General features: G+C 67.9%; 14 protein-coding genes. 10 read left to right on the top strand and 4 right to left on the bottom strand.

Features of this window, described 5'->3' with window-relative positions:
• Window positions 1–47: 47 nt before the first annotated feature.
• The 3 genes from AAFF32_RS07820 to AAFF32_RS07830 form a co-directional block, all read right to left on the bottom strand.
• Entirely contained in the window at window positions 48–461 is a 414-nt protein-coding gene (locus AAFF32_RS07820) for a pilin (protein WP_342316998.1), read from the bottom strand.
• A 408-nt stretch (window positions 462–869) separates the two neighbouring features.
• Window positions 870–2,333, bottom strand: a complete 1,464-nt coding sequence (locus AAFF32_RS07825) for a sigma-54 dependent transcriptional regulator (RefSeq protein WP_216960187.1) — start codon at window positions 2,331–2,333, stop codon at window positions 870–872.
• A gap of 84 nt (window positions 2,334–2,417) precedes the next feature.
• Window positions 2,418–4,043: an ATP-binding protein gene (locus tag AAFF32_RS07830; protein ID WP_254200192.1), complete on the bottom strand. Its 1,626-nt coding sequence runs from the start codon at window positions 4,041–4,043 to the stop codon at window positions 2,418–2,420.
• 217 nt (window positions 4,044–4,260) lie between these two features.
• Between AAFF32_RS07830 and sucC the strand changes: the two genes are divergently transcribed.
• The 3 genes from sucC (at window position 4,261) to AAFF32_RS07845 (ending at window position 8,111) form a co-directional block, all read left to right on the top strand.
• Entirely contained in the window at window positions 4,261–5,427 is a 1,167-nt protein-coding gene (gene sucC, locus AAFF32_RS07835) for an ADP-forming succinate--CoA ligase subunit beta (RefSeq protein ID WP_342317000.1), read from the top strand.
• Window positions 5,428–5,439: 12 nt separating this feature from the next.
• Complete coding sequence (sucD, locus tag AAFF32_RS07840) at window positions 5,440–6,315, top strand: succinate--CoA ligase subunit alpha (RefSeq protein WP_216960179.1); 876 nt, start codon at window positions 5,440–5,442, stop codon at window positions 6,313–6,315.
• Window positions 6,316–6,476: 161 nt separating this feature from the next.
• A complete protein-coding gene (locus tag AAFF32_RS07845; protein WP_216960176.1) occupies window positions 6,477–8,111 on the top strand; it encodes an NAD+ synthase in 1,635 nt (544 codons plus the stop codon).
• Window positions 8,112–8,180: 69 nt separating this feature from the next.
• On the opposite strand, the gene AAFF32_RS07850 is transcribed toward AAFF32_RS07845, so the two are convergent.
• A complete protein-coding gene (locus AAFF32_RS07850) occupies window positions 8,181–9,026 on the bottom strand; it encodes an outer membrane protein assembly factor BamD (protein WP_216960162.1) in 846 nt (281 codons plus the stop codon).
• A 79-nt stretch (window positions 9,027–9,105) separates the two neighbouring features.
• Here AAFF32_RS07850 and rluD point away from each other — a divergent pair, with 79 nt between their 5' ends.
• The 7 genes from rluD to gloA all read left to right on the top strand — a co-directional run bounded on the left by rluD (window position 9,106) and on the right by gloA (window position 14,583).
• A complete protein-coding gene (rluD, locus tag AAFF32_RS07855; protein ID WP_342317001.1) occupies window positions 9,106–10,092 on the top strand; it encodes a 23S rRNA pseudouridine(1911/1915/1917) synthase RluD in 987 nt (328 codons plus the stop codon).
• Between the two features lie 3 nt (window positions 10,093–10,095).
• Entirely contained in the window at window positions 10,096–10,851 is a 756-nt protein-coding gene (gene pgeF, locus AAFF32_RS07860) for a peptidoglycan editing factor PgeF (protein WP_216960157.1), read from the top strand.
• Window positions 10,848–11,396: a DUF4166 domain-containing protein gene (locus AAFF32_RS07865; protein WP_342317002.1), complete on the top strand. Its 549-nt coding sequence runs from the start codon at window positions 10,848–10,850 to the stop codon at window positions 11,394–11,396. The genes pgeF and AAFF32_RS07865 overlap by 4 nt, the downstream gene beginning before the upstream one ends.
• Window positions 11,386–11,802 (top strand): thiol-disulfide oxidoreductase DCC family protein, encoded by a 417-nt coding sequence (locus AAFF32_RS07870; protein ID WP_342317003.1) that lies wholly within the window; start codon window positions 11,386–11,388, stop codon window positions 11,800–11,802. The genes AAFF32_RS07865 and AAFF32_RS07870 overlap by 11 nt, the downstream gene beginning before the upstream one ends.
• On the top strand, window positions 11,799–12,245 hold the full coding sequence (locus AAFF32_RS07875) for a DUF3574 domain-containing protein (protein WP_342317004.1): 447 nt from the start codon (window positions 11,799–11,801) through the stop codon (window positions 12,243–12,245). Before AAFF32_RS07870 ends, AAFF32_RS07875 begins: the two co-directional genes overlap by 4 nt.
• Window positions 12,246–12,389: 144 nt before the next feature.
• Window positions 12,390–13,994, top strand: coding sequence for a hypothetical protein (locus AAFF32_RS07880; RefSeq protein ID WP_342317005.1), 1,605 nt, complete (start codon window positions 12,390–12,392; stop codon window positions 13,992–13,994).
• Window positions 13,995–14,052: 58 nt separating this feature from the next.
• Window positions 14,053–14,583, top strand: a complete 531-nt coding sequence (gene gloA, locus AAFF32_RS07885) for a lactoylglutathione lyase (RefSeq protein WP_342317006.1) — start codon at window positions 14,053–14,055, stop codon at window positions 14,581–14,583.
• Window positions 14,584–14,591: the final 8 nt, after the last annotated feature.

Genomic DNA, 14,591 nt, shown 5'->3' on the forward strand with positions numbered 1-14,591 from the left:
AAAGGGGGGCCATGAGCCCCCCTTTCTCTACAAACGCGAAGCGTCGATCAGCCTCGGCAGGAGCCCGGCACGAACTTCTTCTCGGCGTCGGTGGCGCAGGTCCAACCGGTGATCGTGTCGCCGTTCTGAACCGGCTCCAGCGTCAGGTTCTTGCCGTCCACGCCCGTGCCAACACCCTGCAGGGTGACGGTGATCTTGCCGTTGGTGACGTTGACCTTGCTGACGTACTGGCTGGCGACGTCGCTGCAACCGGCAGCGGCGAGGTCGGCCGGCAGCTTGGTCGTGGCGGCGACGTACTCAGCAACCGAGGTCTTGCAGGCGCCGGCGGTAGCGACGGCTTCCGAGACCTTCGAACGCTTCATGTAGTCCTGGTAGGCCGGCAGTGCGATGGCGGCCAGGATGGCGACGATCGCAACCACGATCATCAGTTCGATGAGGGTAAAGCCCTGCTGCTTCTTCATACGATTTCCCCTAGGAGTGTTTTGACTTCACGTGCCAGTGGGCCGGCTTTTCCGGTCCTCGGGCAGCCGTGCTCACTGCACGTGCCGCTAAGGTACACGCATAACCCGTGCCAAGGCCGTTTTCCGCTCATGGGGTTGCTGAACTGGAAATGAGGTCACGATAAATGTCAGAAGCCGTCGGAGCCGGTGTGACGCAGATTGTCAGCCCCTTCCTGGCGTGACCATTTACGTCAGTTTGTCCGGAAATTCCTGACGTCTTTGTACGGGCCCGTATGGCGATCGGGTGGTGGATACCCCGGTTTGGCGGTGGCCCGCTTCGCTGATGTGAGGCGCACGCGCCGACGCATCGCACTCATGCGATGCGCATTGCCAATGGACGGATCGGCGCGCGTCCGCGCGCCAGGGGCGTCAATCGATGCCCAGCTTCTTGAGCTTGTAGCGCAGCGCGCGGAAGGTGATGCCCAGCGCGGCCGCGGTGCGCGTCTTGTTGTAGCGGTTCTCCTGCAGCGCCTGCTGGATCGCGGCGCGTTCGATCTCCTCGATGTACGAGGGCAGGGGACTGCTGGCGGTGTCGCGCGGATTGAGCGTGCGCGGGTCGATCGCCTGCGCGGGCTGGCCGGGCACCATCAGCGACGGCTGCGAGGCCGCGGCGCTCGATGCGGGTGCGGGCGCCGCAGAGGCAGCGGCCATGGGCGCGGACGCGGAGGCGCCGGCGGGCTTGGGCAGGCGCAAGTCCTCGGCGGTCAGGCTGTCGCCTTCGGCCAGCGCGAGCGCGCGCTCCAGGATGTTCTCCAGCTCGCGGACATTGCCCGGGAAGGCATACGCTCGCAGCGCTTCCAGTGCATCGGGGCTGAGCGTCGGCGGGAAGATGCGTCCCTGCGCGGTCGCAAGGCGCAGCAGCACCTTCTCGGCCAGGCCCGCGAGGTCGTCCTGGCGTTCGCGCAGCGGCGGCACGCGCAGTTCGATCACGTTGATTCGGTAGTAAAGGTCCTGGCGGAAGCGGCCATCGGCGACCAGCGCGCCCAGGTCCTTGTGCGTGGCCGACAGGATGCGCACGTCCACCGGCACTTCGGCGTTGGCGCCGACGGGGCGGATCGATTTTTCCTGGATCGCGCGCAGCAGCTTGACCTGCATCGCCAGCGGCAGCTCGGCGATCTCGTCCAGGAACAACGTGCCGCCATCGGCGCTCTGGAACAGGCCGGGCTTGTCCGCGTGGGCGCCGGTGAAGCTGCCCTTCTTGTGGCCGAAGAACTCGCTCTCCATCAGCTCGGCCGGGATCGCGCCGCAGTTGACCGGCACGAACGGGCCCGTGGAGCGCGCGCCTTCTGCATGAATCGTGCGGGCGACGAGCTCCTTGCCCACGCCCGACTCGCCGACGATGTACACCGGGGCCTGGCTGCGCGCGACCTTGCCGATCGTCCCGCGCAGGGTCGCCATCGCCGGCGACTGGCCGTACAGGCGCGCAGCCACGGCATCGGCCGGCGGCGCGGTCTTGCGGCGTTCGTTGAGGTCCAGGGCGTGGCGGACGAGGTCGCGCAACACGGCCAGGTCGACGGGCTTGGCGACGAAATCGAACGCGCCGGCCTTCAGCGCTTCCACCGCGGCTTCGACGTTGCCGAAGGCGGTGATCATCGCGACCGGGGTTTCCGGATGCTTCTGGCTGATCTCGGCGACCAGGTCCATGCCCGAGCCGTCCGGCAGGCGCATGTCGGTCAGGCACAGGTCATAGCGATTGCGCGCGAGCTGGCCGCGGGCTTCGCCAATCGTGGAGGCGGTGTCGCATCGCAGGCCCATGCGGCCCAAGGTCATGACGAGCAGTTCGCGGATATCGCGTTCGTCGTCGACCACCAATGCACTACGTGTTTCGGCCATCCTGCCCTCCGTCCTTCACGATAACTTAAGGCCGCGTGAAGAGCCAAGCGTGCACGCACACAATCGCGCATTCAGCTTGCAACTTCATGCCGTAAGCAGGGTGTGGCTGCCGATCAGGCGCACCCGGAAGCACCCGCCGCCGCCGGGCATCGCGACGTAATCGAGCGTGGTCTGGTTGGCGCGACACAGTTCGCGCGCGATGTACAGGCCGAGCCCGGTGCCGTGGCTGGAGGTGGTGAAGAACGGCCGGAACAGGCGCGAGGCCACGGATTCGGGGATGCCGGGCCCGCGATCGAGCACGTCGATGCAGGGCAGGCCCGTGTCGTCGGGGTAGATGTTCACCGTCACCCGCGCCGGTTCGCCCGGCATGCGCCCGTAAGTCAGCGCGTTGTGCACCAGCACGGTGAGCACCTGGTGCAGGTGGCGCGGATCGATCAGCACCGGCAGCCGCGCCACCTGCGAAGTGGTGCGCAGCGTGTCCAGGTCGAGCGGGTGGCTGGCCAGGTATTCCTCGACGAACTGGCGGCCGAAGCCGACCAGCTCCACGTGCTCCGGCTTGGCCGGTTCGCGCCGCGCCATGCCCAGCACGTTCTCGACGATGCCGTTCATGCGGATGCCCTGCTGGCGGATGATTTCCAGCAGGCGGCGCTCGGCGGTGGGGATGTCGTCGGACTCTTCCAGCAGCTGCACGGCGTAGTTGATCGCGGCCAGCGGGTTGCGGATCTCGTGGGCCAGGCTGGCGGAGAAGCGGCCCAGCGTCGCCAGCGTCATCGACTCGGCGTGGCGCGACAGCAGCGAGGTGTCGTCCAGGAACACCAGGACCTGCTCGCTGCCCGCCAGCAGGCGGGTGAAGCGCGGTACCACTTCCGGCAGGTCCGGCGCGAGCTGCAGCGGACTGTCGTTGTGGCTGCCGTCCTGGCGCCAGCGTTCCAGTCGCCGCGAGAGCTCGGGCGCGGCCACGGCCAGGCTGCGCTGGCCGTGCAGGTCGGTGCTCTCGCCGGCGTCGCCGAGCAGCAGCATGGCGGCTTCGTTCGCCAGGCGGATGCGGTCGCCGCGGTCCACCAACAGCACGCCCGTGCGCAGGCGGCGGATGATGAGTTCGTTGATCTCGCCCAGGTGCGCGGCCTCGGCGCCGCGGCGCTCGGCGAGGTCATAGCTTTCGCGCATCTGCCGGCCGAGGATGCTGGTCAGTGTCGCGATCGCCATGTAGCCCACCGCGAACATCATCGGTTCGGCCAACGTGCGGTCGGTGCTCTCGATGGCGAGCTTGCTCCAGACGAACTCGCCGAACAGGCCCAGCACCGCCACCACGGCCGCGCCCAGGCCGTACCGGGCCGGCAGCAACAGCGCCGCCGCGCCGACGTTGAACAGCAGCATCAGTGCGATGCCGGTCCCCGCCGCGGGCATCGCGTGCATGGCCAGCAGGCCGAAGAACAGGTCCGCGCCGATGCCGGTCAGGGTCTGTGCGCGCAGGTCGCCGCGCCGGCCGAAGGCGAAGAGCAGGGCGGCGATGAAGAGGTAGGACAGGGCGATCGAGCGCGCGACCAGCGCATTGCGCAGGGGCTCGACCAGCCCGGTGGCCGGTCCGAACAGGAAGAACACCAGCAGCGCCGCCTCGAACAGGCGGTAGAGCGTGAAGAAGTACAGCTCGCGGCGCAGCGCGCTGTCGGCGTCGGCGGCAACGGGGGGCCGGGCAGAGGCAATCGACAAGCGGCGGTCCTTCCGTGCTGAAGCGATGTGCCGAGTATGGCCGGCGGTCGGGTCGGGCCGCCAGCGCGCGGGTCGGCCGAGGGGCGGTTTTGCCCGGGCCGCATGGATGGGCGACAATACGGCCCCCTCGCGCTCGGCCGAACGGGTGTCCCGATACCTCATGGGACCCGCAGCGGCGCTGGCCGCGGGGATTCTTTTCACTCCCCTCGGTGGACGCATGAATTTTCACGAATACCAGGCAAAGCAGCTGTTTGCCGACTACGGCATCGCGGTGCCGACCGGGCGCGTCGCGCGCACTCCGGACGAGGCCGTCGCGGCCGCCAAGACCATCCCGGGCGACCTGTGGGTCGTCAAGGCGCAGATCCATGCGGGTGGTCGCGGCAAGGCGGGCGGCGTCAAGCTGGCCAAGTCGTACGACGAGGTGAAGCAGTACGCGGCCGCGATGCTCGGCACGAAGATGGCGACCTACCAGACGGCCGGCGTCGAGCTGCCGATCGACTCGGTGCTGATCTCCGAAGGCACCGACATCGCCAAGGAGCTGTACCTGTCGATCCTCGTCGACCGCTCGACCAAGTCGGTGACCTTCATCGCGTCGGCCGAAGGCGGCATGGACATCGAGCAGGTGGCCGCCGAGAAGCCCGAAGCCATCCACGCGCTGCATGTGAACTACGTGCAGGGCCTGCAGCCGTTCGAGTGCCGCGACCTCGGCTTCGCCATGGGCCTCAACGCCAAGCAGGTGAACCAGCTGACCAAGATCATGCTGGGCCTCTACAAGCTGTTCAACGAGAAGGATCTGGCGCTGGTCGAATTGAACCCGCTCGCCATCCTCACCAACGGCGACCTCGCCGTGCTCGACGGCAAGGTCGATTCCGACGACAACGCTTCGTTCCGTCACCCGGAACTGGTCGCCATGCGCGACATCCGCCAGGAAGACGAGACCGAAGTGCTGGCCAGCCAGCACGACCTCAACTACGTCACGATGGACGGCAACATCGGCTGCATGGTCAACGGCGCGGGCCTCGCGATGGCGACCATGGACGTGATCAAGCTCAACGGCGGCGAGCCGGCGAACTTCCTCGACGTCGGCGGCGGCGCAACGAAGGAGCGCGTGACCGAGGCCTTCAAGCTGATCCTGTCGTCCGACAAGGTGAAGGCGATCTTCGTCAACATCTTCGGCGGCATCGTCCGCTGCGACATGATCGCCGAGGGCATCATCGCCGCGGTGAAGGAAGTCGACGTCAAGGTGCCGGTGATCGTGCGCCTGGAAGGCACCAACGTCGAAGCCGGCAAGGAACTGCTGAAGAACTCGGGTCTGGCCATTACCCCGGCCGACGACATCAACGATGGCGCGAAGAAGGCCGTTGCGGCCGTCGCTGGCAAGTAAGGGGCTGATGACATGTCCGTTTTGATCAACAAGAACACGAAGGTGATCGTCCAGGGCTTCACCGGCTCGCAGGGCACCTTCCACGCCCAGCAGATGCTCGAGTACGGCACCCAGGTCGTCGGTGGCGTCACCCCGGGCAAGGGCGGCACCAAGCACCTCGACCTGCCGGTCTTCAACACCGTCGCCGAAGCCGTGAAGACCACCGGCGCCGACGCGTCCGTCATCTACGTCCCGCCGCCGTTCGCGGCCGACGCGATCATGGAAGCGGCCGCTGCGGGCATCAAGGTCATCGTGTGCATCACCGAGGGCATCCCGGTGCTGGACATGCTGCGCGCCAAGAACGTGCTCAAGGGCTACCCGGACACCGTGCTGGTCGGTCCGAACTGCCCGGGCGTGATCACGCCGGGCGAGTGCAAGATCGGCATCATGCCGGGCCACATCCACATGCCGGGCAAGATCGGCATCGTGTCCCGTTCGGGCACGCTGACGTATGAAGCCGTCAAGCAGACCACCGACGTGGGCCTGGGCCAGTCGACCTGCATCGGCATCGGCGGCGATCCGATCAACGGCACCAACTTCATCGACGCGCTGAAGCTGTTCCAGAACGATCCGCAGACCGAGGGCATCATCATGGTCGGCGAGATCGGCGGCAGCGCCGAGGAAGAAGCGGCCGAGTTCATCGCCAAGCACGTGACCAAGCCGGTGGTCGGCTTCATCGCCGGCGCTTCGGCTCCGAAGGGCAAGCGCATGGGCCACGCGGGCGCGATCGCCTCCGGCGGCTCGGGCACCGCGGAAGGCAAGTTCGCCGCGATGGAAAAGGCCGGCGTCACCACGGTGAAGTCGCCGGGCGACCTGGGCGCGGCGATTGCCAAGCGTCTGGCGAAGTAAGCGCAGCGAGTGGTTGTACGAAAAGGGCCGCCTTCGGGCGGCCTTTTTCGTTGGCGCATCGTGCTCACGGACCCGCGCTGCGGGATCTGGAACAATAGGCGCAGCCCGGTGAGCCCTTCGAGGCTCGTTCCCGCGGATCACAACGCACGCACAGGTTGGTCATGCCGAACCCCCTCCGCATCGCCCTCGCACAGTTCGACTTCCCCGTAGGCGCGGTCCAGCAGAACGCCGAGCGCATCGCCACGATGATCGAACTGGCGCGCGACGAGTACGGCGCCGACGTCGTGCTTTTCCCCGAACTAGCGCTCAGCGGCTACCCGCCGGAGGACCTGCTGCTGCGGCCCGGCTTCCTTGCCGACTGCCAGGCGGCGATCGAACGCGTCGCCGCCGGCGTGCGCGATATTGTCGCCGTGGTAGGGTGGCCGCAAGCGGCCGGCAGCGTGGTCTACAACGCGGCCAGCGTGCTGCGCGACGGCCACATCTCGCACACCTACCGCAAGCGCGAGTTGCCCAACTACGCGGTGTTCGACGAACGCCGCTACTTCGATGTCGACCCCGATCGCGAGGACTGCGTGTTCGACGTGGACGGCGTGCAGGTCGGGCTGGTGATCTGCGAGGACCTCTGGTTCCCCGAGCCGCTCGCCAGCACCGTCGCCAAAGGCGCGGAGTTGGTTCTGGTGCCCAACGCCTCGCCGTTTGAACGCGACAAGCATGCCGAGCGCGACACCCTGATGGCGCAGCGCGTGCAGGAAACCGGCGTCGGCCTGGTGTACCTCAATGTCGTCGGCGGCCAGGATGCGCTGGTGTTCGACGGCGGTTCGGTCGTCGCCGACGGCGACGGCACCGTGCATCCGGCGGCAGCTGCCTTCACCGACCAGTGGCTGGTGGTGGACTTCGATCCGGACACGCGCCGTTTTTCGCCCGTGCAGTGGATGGAGGACGGCGACGAGAGCCGCGACGCACTGGCCTGGCGCGCCGTGGTGCGCGGCACGCGCGACTACTTCGCCAAGAACGGCTTCAAGCAGGCGTGGCTGGGTTTGTCCGGTGGTATCGACTCCTCGCTGGTGCTCGCCATCGCGGTGGATGCGCTGGGCGCGGAGAACGTCACCGCCGTGCGCATGCCTTCGCGCTACACGGCCGACCTGTCCAACGACCTGGCCGATGAGCAGTGCCGCATGCAGGGCGTGCGCCTGTTGACGGTGCCGATCGAGAAGCCGTTCCAGGGTTTCCTCGATGCGCTGTCCGAGCAGTTCGCCGGCCACCCGGTCGATACCACCGAGGAAAACCTGCAGTCCCGTGCGCGCGGCGCGCTGATGATGGCGATGAGCAACAAGTTCGGTGGCCTGCTGCTGACCACGGGCAACAAGAGCGAATACGCGGTCGGCTACGCCACCATCTACGGCGACATGTGCGGGGGTTATGCGCCGCTGAAGGACCTGTACAAGACCGAGGTCTTCCAGCTCGCGCGCTGGCGCAACACCGTCGGCGACCGCGTGATCCCGCAGGGCGTGATCGACCGGCCGCCCTCGGCGGAACTGCGCGAGAACCAGAAGGACCAGGATTCGCTGCCGCCGTACGACGTGCTCGACGCGATCCTGCTGCGCTACGTCGACCAGGAGCAGTCGCGCGAGGAAATCGTCGGCGCCGGCTTCGACGAGGCGACCGTGGACCGCGTGCTGCGCCTGGTGCGCATCAGCGAATGGAAGCGCCACCAGTCTGCGCCGGGCCCCAAGGTCTCGCGGCGCGCGTTCGGGCGCGAGCGGCGGTATCCGATCAGCAACGGCTACCGGCATTGACCTGCCGGAGCGCGCAAACAAAAACGCCGCCCGAGGGCGGCGTTTTTGCTGATGCGGAATCCGAAGCGGTCAGTCGTTGTCCAGCGCCGACTTCTCGCCCGCGAACGGGTTGAGCTTGCGCCAGTTGCTCGGATAGTCCGGCCACTTGCCGGCGAGGAACGGGTGGCTGGGGTCGTTGAGCTGCAGCACGCGGCGCGCGTCGGCGGCCAGCGCCTCGTTGCCCAGGCCCTCGTAGGCGGCGGCGAGCGTGGCGACGGCGTCGTTCTGGTACGAGCTCTGCGGGTAGGTTTCCAGCAGGAACTTGGCGCGCTCGGCAGCGGCCACGTACGCGGTGCGGCGCAGGTAGTACAGGGCGGTGTCGAGCTCGTGGCGGGCGAACATGTCGCGCAGGCCGGCCATGCGGACACGCGCATCGGCGGCGTAGCGGCTGTTCGGGTAGCGGTCGGCGACGATGGAGAAGTCGTTGAACGCCTGAAGCGGGGTCGCCAGGTCGCGGCGGCTGGCGTCCAGCGTCCACACCTTCTGCAGGAACACCGTGTCGCGGCTGGAGTTGCTCAGGCCGCGCAGGTAGTACATGTAGGCGATGTTCTTGTGCGTCGGGTAGGTGCGGATGAAGCGGTCGATGCTGCTGATCGCGTCATCGTGCTTGCCGGCCTTGTACTGGGCGTAGGCGGTCTCGACCAGCGCCTGCTCGGTGTACGGCCCGTACGGATACTGGGCGACGAGGCGCTTGAAGGTGGTCTCGGCGGCCGACCAGTTGCCGTTGACCATCGACTTGTGAGCCTTTTCGTACAGCTGCTCGACGGGCACGCCCTCGTCCGCGTCCTTGTTCTTGAATTTGCTGCAGCCCACGCCGGCGAAGGCGACGATCAGCAGCAGGGCGAGCAGGCGCGAAGGGGCGGAGCGTAGGGTCATGGGATCTCGACGGGCGCCGAAGGTACGAAGACCGGATAATAGCAGTCCCCGCATGCCCGCCCTGAATCCTGCCCGTCCGATGACCACCGATTCCCATTCCCCGGCCGCCCTCCTGCAAGCGACCGTCCCGGACGCCGCGGCCGGCCGTCGTTTCGACGCGGTCCTGGCCGAGCTGTTCCCGGACTTCTCCCGCTCCCGCCTGGCCGCCTGGATCAAATCCGGCGACGCCCGCCTGGACGGGCGTGAGGTCCGGCCGCGCGATCCGGTCCGCGGCGGCGAGACCGTCACCCTCAATGCCGCGCTGGAGGTGCAGACGCATTCGCAGCCCGAGGACATCGCGCTGGACGTCCTGTACGAGGACGAGCACGTCTTCGTGATCAACAAGCCCGCCGGCCTGGTGGTCCACCCGGGCGCTGGCAATCCGGCCGGCACGCTGGTCAATGCGCTGCTGCACCGCGACCCCTCGCTCAACACGCTGCCACGCGCGGGCATCGTCCACCGGCTCGACAAGGACACCTCCGGCGTCATGGTCGTGGCCCGCACGCTGCAGGCGCATACGGCGCTGATCGAGCAGCTGTCCTCGCGCCAGGTGCACCGCCAGTACCTGGCCGTCGTGGTCGGCGCGCTGGTGTCCGGTGGCACGGCCAACGCGCCGATCGACCGTCACCCGCGCGACCGCATCCGCATGACCGTGCGCGAGGACGGCCGCGACGCCGTCACCCATTTCCGCCTGCGCGAACGCTTCCGCGCGCACACCCTGCTGGAATGCCGCCTGGAAACCGGCCGCACCCACCAGATCCGCGTGCACATGGCGCACCTCAAGCATCCGATCATCGGCGATCCGCTGTATGGCGGCCCGTTGAAGCTGCCGCGCGGCGCGACCGAGGAACTCATCGAGACGCTGCGTGGCTTCAAGCGCCAGGCGCTGCACGCGGAGACGCTGGAATTCGCCCATCCCGTGACCGGCGAGCCCGTGCGTTGCTCCGCCCCGGCACCGGACGACTTCAATCATCTCGTGCGCGTATTGCACGACGACACAGCGGCCGCTGCCGAGCGGGAACGCTGATCGATGGCCGCGCCGTGGCTCGATGCACAGTGGCCGGCACCCTCGCGCGTGCACGGATTCACCACGCTGCGGCACGGCCTGGGCGTCTCGCAGGCGCCGTTCGATGAACTCAACCTGGGGTTGCGCGCCGGCGACGATGCGCAGGCGGTGGAGCGCAACCGCGCGCTGCTCGCCGAGCAGGCGCGCCTGCCTTCCGCGCCGTGCTGGCTGCGACAGGTCCACGGTGTCGACGTGCACCGTTTCGACGAACCGGCGACGGAGGAAGTCACCGCCGACGCTTCGGTGACCTCGCAGCCCGGTGTCGTCCTGTCGATCCTCACCGCCGATTGCATGCCGGTGCTGTTCTGCGCCGAGGAAGGCGACGAGATCGGCGCCGCGCACGCAGGCTGGCGCGGCCTGGTCGGCGGCGTCCTGGAAAACACGCTCGCCGCCATGCGCACCGCGCCCGTGCGCATGCACGTCTGGCTCGGACCGGCCGCGGGCCCGCAGGCGTATGAAATCGGCGAAGAGGTGTACGACGCCTTCGTCTCGCGCGACTGGGCGGCCGGCAGCGCCTTCGTGACGACGCGTCCGCACCACTGGCGCGTGGATCTCTACGCTCTGGCGCGGCAACGGTTGCTGGCGGCCGGGATGTCGCCCGAACGCATCCACGGCGGCGGGCTGTGCACGATCAGCGAACCGCAACGCTTCTTCTCCCACCGCCGCGACCAGCGCACCGGCCGCATGGCTTCGCTGCTCTGGATCGACCCGCGCGAATGAGCGCCCTCGCGCCGACGCCGCTGTACCGTCAGCTGCTTCCGGCGCGTTTCGACGATCTGCCGCCGACCGTGCGCGCATTGCACGAGCGCGTTGGATTCCATCGTTATCACGGCAAGGTCGAAGTGGAGCGCGGGCACGGCGTCCTGTCGTGCCTGTGCGCGTGGGCGACGCGGTTGCCGGCGGAAGGTCGTGGCACGATCGACGTCGAGATCGACAGCACCCTGCATCGCGAACGCTGGGCGCGCATCATCAATGGCCGCGCGATGCGCTCGCGCCTGTGGGCGAGCGACGGACTGTTGTGCGAACGACTGGGGCTGGTGACGTTCGGTTTTCGCCTCGACGTGGAAGCGCTTGGAAGCGGCCACGCGGTCGTGTGGCGCGTGGCGAAGGTGCGCGCGCTGGGCGTGCCGTTGCCGCGGCGCTGGTTCGATGGTGTCGTTGCACGCGAATACGAACGCGAACATCGCTACCGTTTTGATGTGAACGCGGCGATGCCGTGGATCGGTCGGCTGGTGCATTACCGGGGGTGGCTGGATGTCGGTTGAACTCGATCGCGGGCACGCGGTAATCGTCTTCGACGGCGTGTGCGTGGTGTGCAACGGTTGGGTGCGGTTCCTGCTCCGGCACGACCGCCGCGCACGTTACCGCTTCGCCGCGATGCAGAGCGAAAGCGGTCGCGCACTGCTGATCTCGCACGGACTGGATGCGGACGATCCCGTGTCGTTCCTGCTCATCGAAGAAGGCGTCGCGTGGACCGACACGGACGCGATCATCCGCGTGCTCTCGGGTCTGGGGGGCGCGTGGCGGATCGCGGCACTGCTGCGCGTGTTGCCGCGAGGCCTGCGCGACCGACTCTATCGCTGGTTCGCGCGAAATCGCTACCGGATCTTCGGACGATACGAGCACTGCGCGATTCCCGCGCCAGAACAGGCCGCGAGGTTCCTGCCATGACCTCCTTTCGTTTCGCGCTCGCCATCGTGCTCGCGGCATCGTTGCTGACCGGCTGCGCGAGCACCGGCTCGACCACGGCCTCGATGCAGGGCGATGCCGCAAGGCCGGCGCACTCCGCCGGCTGGATCCGCAGCGAGCTGTACTTCGCCGTCGGCAACGAGGACGGCACCGGCACCATCCACGAATCGCAGTGGCGTGCGTTCCTCGACGGCGAAGTGACGCCGCGCTTCCCGGACGGTCTGACCGTGCTCGATGGCTACGGCCAGTGGCGCTTCCAGCAGGATGGTCGGCTGGTGCGGCAACGCTGCAAGGTGCTCGTCGTGTTGCACGAGGATGGCGCGAAGCGTCGCGAGGACATCGAGGCCATCCGCCTGGCGTGGAAACGCGTGACGGGGCATGAGTCGGTGTTGTGGGCGCGCGGCGCGGTGGACGTTTCGTTCTGAGCAGGCGGCCGGGCCGGCGATGCGCGGCTGCCTGCGCCATGTCCTCATTCCAATCCTTCCGTTGGAAGAGGGCTCAAAGCCGCTAGGATCTCCCCATCCCGGATCTCCCATCCGGGATCTTCCATCCCACGCCGCGAGCCTTTCATGCCGCCCACCACCCCACGCCGCTGGTTCGTCCCCGGCGACCTCAACGGTTTCTTCGGCCTCGTCGTCGACAACCTGTCGATCCTGGGCTTCATCTCCGCCGCGCTGATCGGCATCTTCGGCTTCCCCGCCGAGGTCGTGTTCACGCGCATGTTCCCCGGCACGGCGTTCGGCGTGCTGGTCGGCAACCTGATCTACACGTGGATGGCGCACCGGCTGGCGCGCGAGAGCGGCCGCACGGACGTCACCGCGATGCCGCTCGGCCTGGACGCGCCGACCAGCATCGGCATGGCGCTGCTCGTGCTGGGGCCTGCGTTCGTCGCGTTCAAGCAGCAGGGCATGGACGAAGCCGCTGCCGCGACGGCGACGTGGCAGCTCGGCATGGCCTCGCTGGTGGTCATGGGCGTGCTCAAGCTGGTGCTGTCGTTCTTCGGCGATGCGATCACGCGCGCGGTGCCGCGCGCCGCGCTGCTGGGTTCGATCGGCGGCGCTGCGCTCGCCTTGCTCGGCTTCCTGCCGTTGATCGAAACGCTGCGCTCGCCGGTGGTGGGCTTCGTCACCTTCGGCCTGTTGATGTACGTGCTGGTGGCCAAGGGCAAGCTGCCGATTCGCATGCCCGGCGTGCTGCTGGCCTTCATCGTCGGCACCGTGCTGTATTACGGCCTGGGCCTGGCGGGGCTGGGCACGCCGGGCTTCAAGCTGCCCGATGCCACGCCGCTGCGCTTCACCTTGCCGCTGCCCACGCTCGGGTTCCTCGAAGGCCTGCCGTACACCGTGCCGTACCTGCCGCTGCTGCTGCCGTTCGGCCTGCTGATGGTGGTGGGCGGCATCAACGTCAGCGAGAGCGCACGCGCGGCCGGCGATGACTACCGCACGCGCGACGTGCTGCTGGCCGAGGCGATCTCCACGCTGGTCGCCGGCTTCTGCGGTGGCGTCGCGCAGACCACGCCGTACATCGGCCAGCCCGCGTACAAGCACATGGGCGCGCGCATGGGTTACACGCTGCTCACCGGTTTGTTCATCGGACTGGGCGGCATCTTCGGCTACGTGTCCGGGCTGGTGCAGTGGCTGCCGATCGCGGTGCTGGCGCCGATCATCGTCTACGTCGGCATGGACATCACCGTGCAGGCCTTCCACGAGAGCCCGCGCCGGCACGCGCTCGCGGTCGCGCTGGCGTTCCTGCCGTCCATCGCCTACCTGCTGGTGATCAAGGTCGGCAATCCCGCGTGGATCGCGCCGGACCGCTTCGCCGCGCTGTACGACGGCGTCGACGGCCATGGCCTGCCGGACCTGGCCACCATCGTCACGCTGGGCAACGGCTTCATCATCACCGCGATGATCTGGTCCAGCGCACTGGTGGCGATGATCGAACACCGCTTCCGCCGCGCGGCGCTGGTGCTGCTCATCGGCGCGGCGCTGACGCTGTTCGGCTTCATCCATTCGGTCGATCCGCGCGGCAGCATCTACTGGCCGTGGATGCTGGAAGGCCTGCGCAAGGCGATCGCCTGGCAGTTCGCCGGTGCCTACGTGGCGCTGGCCGTGCTGCTGGGTTTGCTGTCGCTGCAACGGCAGGCGCCGGTCGAAAGCGTGGATACGGCACATTGAGCCTGACGTCCCGCGCCCTCATCTGATTCCTTCGCCCCCACGAAACGAAGACACGACCATGTCCCTGCAAGACCAGCTCAACGCCAACCCGGGCGTGACCGCCACCCGCGACGCCGCCACCCAGGGTTTCGTCTTCAACCACACCATGCTGCGCGTCAAGGACGTGGTGACGTCGCTGGATTTCTACACGCGCGTGCTCGGCTTCACGCTGGTGCGCCGGCGCGATTTCGACGAAGCGAAGTTCAGCCTCTACTTCCTCGTGCTGGTGGACGACCCGGCGCAGATCCCGGCCGAGGAACCCGCGCGCGGCGAGTGGCTGCTGAGCCAGCGCGGCGTGCTGGAACTCACGCACAACCACGGCACCGAATCCGATCCCGCATTCCACTACCACGACGGCAACGGCGAGCCGCGCGGCTTCGGCCACATCTGTGTCTCGGTGCCGGACGTGGAGGCCGCGTGCGCGCGTTTCGAGCAACTCGGCGTTGCGTTCCAGAAGCGCCTTACCGACGGCCGCATGAAGAACATCGCCTTCATCAAGGATCCGGACGGTTACTGGGTCGAGATCCTCCAGCCGACCACGCGCGTGTAATAAGCCCG

Source organism: Lysobacter sp. FW306-1B-D06B, from assembly GCF_038446665.1.
GTDB lineage: Bacteria > Pseudomonadota > Gammaproteobacteria > Xanthomonadales > Xanthomonadaceae > Lysobacter_J.